Here is an 836-nt window from a genome sequence, read left to right as displayed (position 1 = left end):
GGTGGGCTTGGGGGGGTGGGTGTCGGGGTGGCGTCGGCGTCCGGCGCGGTGGTGCCGGAGTCGGCGCCCGGTGTGGAGTCCTGGACTCGGATTGACCCGCCCTCCTGGGCGATGCGGACCACGAACGGCTCGGCCTCGGGATCGCCGAAGGTCTGCGTCCACAGCTGACGGCCGTCGGCGGTGCGGACCTCGCGGGGCGCGTCGATCGCGCCTCCGTCGGCGTCCAGCACGAGGAGCTCGGTGTCCTCCGTGGTCGCCTCCAGGCGAACCGCAGTTCCCGCCATCGTGGCGACGGACACGTGCCCGTAGCCGATCCACAGGTCCAGCGGCTCGCCGGAGGTCTCGTAGCCGGGTGCGACCGTGACGCGCAGGTCGCTCGCCGCGAGCGTCGCGTAGCGGCCGGGAGCGGCGCTCGAGAAGCCGTAGGTGCCGAGCACGGGGAGCAGCTCGCGGTCGGTCGGCAGCACGGCGGCGCAGGCGGCCGTGACCAGCGCGACCGTCGCGAGGGCGATCAGCGCGATCGCGCGCCTCCGGAACAGGCCGGCGAGCACGATCACCACGGCGAGCACGAGCGCGGCCGAGGCGGCTCCGACGACGAGGGCCGTCGGTCCGGAGGCGGTGAGCGAGACCAGTGCGCCGGTCAGGGCGGCGGCGCCCAGGGCGAGCAGCGTGAGGCTCGCCCGCAGCCGGGGGTTCGTGGCGCGTCGGAGGCGCTGGCGCTCCAGGCGCGCGGCGGTGACGGCGGCGGCGAGGGTCAGCAGGCCGGCCACGGGAGCGGAGCGGCGGACGGCCGGATCCGCGTCGCGCGAGTCGAGCGGCGCGAGGGGCACCAGCGC

At 76.6% G+C, this 836-nt stretch carries 1 protein-coding gene; it reads right to left on the bottom strand.

Annotation, left to right across the window (positions count from 1 at the left end):
• Positions 1-836: hypothetical protein (locus C5C10_RS18010; protein ID WP_181073508.1), on the bottom strand; the 836-nt coding region annotated here is incomplete at both ends.

It is taken from the genome of Rathayibacter sp. AY1A3 (assembly GCF_002930975.1).
GTDB lineage: Bacteria > Actinomycetota > Actinomycetes > Actinomycetales > Microbacteriaceae > Rathayibacter.
The sequence above is the reverse complement of the archived record's forward strand: the minus strand, read 5'-3'. Positions and strand labels throughout refer to the sequence as shown.